This is a genomic window from Streptomyces sp. NPDC045701 (genome assembly GCF_056432045.1).
The window spans coordinates 1-3,504 of record NZ_JBWKJV010000144.1 but is presented as its reverse complement, the minus strand read 5'-3'; the positions used below and the strand labels follow the sequence as shown (position 1 = coordinate 3,504).

Below are 3,504 nucleotides of genomic sequence, written 5' to 3'. Positions count from 1 at the left end.
GGTACAATCGCAAACGCCTTCACTCGGCCATCGGATACCGGCCACCCCAAGAAGTCCGCGCCGAGTTCGAGAACCTGCGGCTCGCCGCATGAATTGATGGATCAGACCCTGTCCGGAAAACGCGAGGCCCCTCAGCAGGCCGGTGTGGAGGCGGAGATGGATCTGCACCTGGCCGAGGAGGCTGGCCGCACCGGCGGCCGGGGCTCGCGGTCCGGGGGCAACGCCCGCAACGGCTACCGTTCCCGGAAGGTGATGACGGAGGTCGGCCGTGTGACGGTACAGGCCCCCCGGACCGGCTGGGAACTTTCACTTCCGGCCTGCTGCCGAAGTACGCGCGCCGCACCGGCGGTCTGGAGGAGATGGTCCTCTCGCTGACCGCGAAGGGGCTCACCTCCGGGGAGATCGTCGCGCATCTCGCCGGGACGTATGGCATGCAGACCTCCAAGGAGACGGTCTCCACCATCACCGACAAGGCCCTGGACGCCATGGCCGACTGGCGCACCCGCCCGCTGGATCCGGTCTGTCCGGTCCTGTTCGTGGACTGTGTGAACGTGAAGATCAGGGACGGTGTGGTGGCGAACCGCCCCATCTACGTCGTCCTCGCGGTCACCTGCGACGGCCACCGCGAGATCCTCGGACTGTGGGCCGGGGACGGCGGCGAGGGCGCCAAGTACTGGCAGAACGTCCTCGCCGAGCTGCAGAACCGCGGCGTCAGGGACGTACTCATGCTCGTCTGCGACGGCCTGAAGGGCCTGCCCGAGGCGGTCAGCACCGTCTTCCCCGCCACGGTGGTCCAGCTCTGCATCGTCCACCTCATCCGCCCACCCCCGATCCGGAAGATCATCTCGACCACGAACGCGATCGAGAGCCTGAACGCGCGCTACCGGCGCTCGGTCAACGCCTGTGGGCATTTCCCGAACGAGACCGCCGCTCTCAAGCGTCTCTACCTCACCACCCTCGCCCTCGACCCCACCGGAAAGGGCCGCAAGCGGTGGACCAGCCGCTGGAAAGAGGCCATGAACGCGTTCGACATCGCCTTCGACGGCCGTCTCTCGGCCGAACGAGTGTGAGCCAACCAGACCAACGAGAAACCTCTACGCCAACCGAGTGGTGAACACCGCTTTCGTGATACTCCCCCTAATACTGCAATCACAGTTAGGGAGTGTGTCCGCGTAGTTTGTAGTGGCTGTTGCGGGCGCGTGTCTGGCTGAGTCTTCGCCAGAGTGACCAGTGCAGATGGTGGCGGATGGTGAGGTGGGTGGGGTGGAGGAGGTGGCCGATGAGGCGTCGTATTTCTGCCACGGACAGCGGTATCAGGCCACCGTTGTTTCCCCTTTTTGCAGTTCGTGGGCGCGGATGGCGGTCAGGGCGGCGAGGGCGGCCATGGCGAGGGTGGGACCTGTCCCCGAGTGGTGGACACCTCTGATCCCGGCCGCCCCGGTAGGGGCCGGGTAGGAGGCATCTTTTATGGTGATGAAGATCTACTCGCCCGGGTTCAGGGCGGACGCCGTCGCGCTGTACCTGTCGGACCCGGGCCACACCTTCGAGGGCATCGGCAAGGACCTGGGGATCAGCCGGGAGACGCTGCGCAACTGGGTGCGGGCCGAGCGGGCCCGCCACGGCGGGGGCAGCACGACGAGCACGAACACGAAGGACATCCCGGTGAGCGAGGCCACGAAAGAAGAGCTGGAGGCTGAGGCAGCGGCCCTGCGCGCTGAACTGAAGACCGTGCGCAAGGAGAACCAGAAACTGGCCACCGAGCGGGACATCCTGCGTAAGGCAACCAAGTTTCCCGCACAAGAGGTGACCTGGTGAACCGCTGCCAGTTCATTGAGGACCACCACCGCGCCTGGGGCGTGAAGCGGTTGTGTCAGGTGCTGGAGGTCGCCCGCTCCAGCTTCTGACACCACCGCGCCTGGGGCGTGACGAGTACACTCAGCCGAATTCCGCAGTCAGACAGCGGAGCTGAGCCTGCGGCAAAGCTGCGGACGCACTGGATCATGTGCTGTCAACGCTGCCGCCGAGAGCTTCTGGGCCCTCCTCAAGGAAGAGACCGCCACCGGCACCTGGCCCGGCCGGGCGAGGTGCGCCGAGGCCTTCGACTTCACCGAAACCTTCCGCAACCTCCGCCGCCTGCGCAAACACAAGATCCTCAGCTGCCTCACCCCGGCCGGGACCAGGCAGCGGCATCAGCACGCCCTCGCGGCGCAGACATCGAGTGTCCAGGACCACGGGAAACTTCAGCAGAGGCCGATGATCCGCGTCCTTTTCCCTCGGAGTCACGGTCCTTCGACCGCACCCAGGAGCGGGTACGGCGCCAGCGCACGCCCTCGGCCAGCAGAATCCGGCGGACCTGGGACCGGCCCACCTCAATCCCGGACTGCCGGGCGGCCTCCGCCGGAGACTCAAGCGTCCACTCAGGCGCGCCTGTCTCGTCGTCCGCGGCCAGTTCGCCGTCCTCGCCCCTGGTCAGAGGGCCCGGTGGGGCCTGCCTGACCAGGGCGATGATTCCCGACCGACCCGGCTTCGGTGATCCGCCGGGGACGGCCGCTGACCGGCCGGTCCTCCAGCCCCTCCAGCCCGGACCCGTTGAACCGGTGCAGCCATCACCGCACCGTCTTCGCGTGACAGCCCAGCTCCGTCGCGATCGCTGCCGCCCGCAGGCCTTCCCAGCTCAGCGTGATGATCCGCGCTCTCATCACGAGATTGCCCGGCGCCTTACCGGCGCCCGCCAGCCTGGCGACAACCCTCTCCTCCTCCGGCCCCGAAGCAGTCCGGGCACACAGCAACACCGGCTCAACCCACCCCCTGACACCACCCCAACGAGGGGTAAATTCCCACCACTTGAGGAATCAAGCATTTTAGCTTTAGGCCGAACCGGTCGGCCAGCTGGGCCAGCATGTCCGCTTGCCCCACCAGTGACGCATCCAGCTGGTGGAAGTTCCCCCCGGCGGCGGCGGGTTCCGGCGCAACGACCGCGAAGCGCGCACCGTCACGACTTGCCGAGCGGGCCGAGTGCCGATGTCGGGGGAGACGATCAAGGGTCTGTGCGCGTCGGAATGGGTGAGTGAGGGGTGTGTTATGGCTGGCAGTTTGGGCCGTTTGGGGGAGTGTGCTGCCCTTCCGGACAGGGTTGGTTGGAGGCGTATCTTTTCGATTGCGCGTTTTGGGGCTCCCATGTCATCTTCTGCTACGACCGGTCGCGGTGCGGTCTTCGCGTCATCGGCGCGGGGCAGGCCCGGTGTCCGATGGTTGCAGAGTGGTTTGCGTCGTGTTGCTTTGGTGACGGCTGTGGTGATGGGGGTGTCGGCGGTTCCGGTGGTGTCGGCGGTGGCTGCCGATGTGCCGGGTGGGGTGCTGGCTTCGGGGTCAGGTTCGGTTCCGCTGGGGGATGCGGCCGCGGGGGCGGTGGATGAGCGGACGGGTCTGTGGCGGATGAGCCTGCCGCTGGTCACGCTGGGGGGGCGTGGGGGTCTGGATGCGTCGGTTTCTTTGTCGTATGAC

Annotated in this window: 3 protein-coding genes and 1 pseudogene; 3 read left to right on the top strand and 1 reads right to left on the bottom strand. The window is 66.9% G+C overall.

The window, feature by feature from the left end; translation table 11 throughout:
- Nucleotides 1–135 precede the first annotated feature (135 nt).
- Both AC07DW_RS33825 and AC07DW_RS33820 read left to right on the top strand, forming a co-directional pair.
- Nucleotides 136–1,070 (top strand): annotated as a pseudogene (locus tag AC07DW_RS33825) (IS256 family transposase); the annotation flags it as partial.
- A 397-nt stretch (nt 1,071–1,467) separates the two neighbouring features.
- Nucleotides 1,468–1,815 (top strand): transposase, encoded by a 348-nt coding sequence (locus tag AC07DW_RS33820; protein WP_478861439.1) that lies wholly within the window; start codon nt 1,468–1,470, stop codon nt 1,813–1,815.
- 791 nt (nt 1,816–2,606) lie between these two features.
- Here AC07DW_RS33820 and AC07DW_RS33815 read toward each other — a convergent pair.
- On the bottom strand, nt 2,607–2,699 hold the full coding sequence (locus AC07DW_RS33815) for a helix-turn-helix domain-containing protein (RefSeq protein ID WP_478861438.1): 93 nt from the start codon (nt 2,697–2,699) through the stop codon (nt 2,607–2,609).
- Between the two features lie 583 nt (nt 2,700–3,282).
- Here AC07DW_RS33815 and AC07DW_RS33810 point away from each other — a divergent pair.
- Nucleotides 3,283–3,504, top strand: a 222-nt coding sequence (locus tag AC07DW_RS33810; protein WP_478861437.1) for a hypothetical protein, incomplete at its 3' end; no start/stop codon positions are given.

Coding starts and splice junctions, on each gene's coding strand:
- AC07DW_RS33820 (WP_478861439.1), top strand. CDS start 1,468: ATGGTGATGAAGATCTACTCGCCCGGGTTCAGGGCGGACGCCGTCGCG.
- AC07DW_RS33815 (WP_478861438.1), bottom strand. CDS start 2,699: ATGAGAGCGCGGATCATCACGCTGAGCTGGGAAGGCCTGCGGGCGGCA.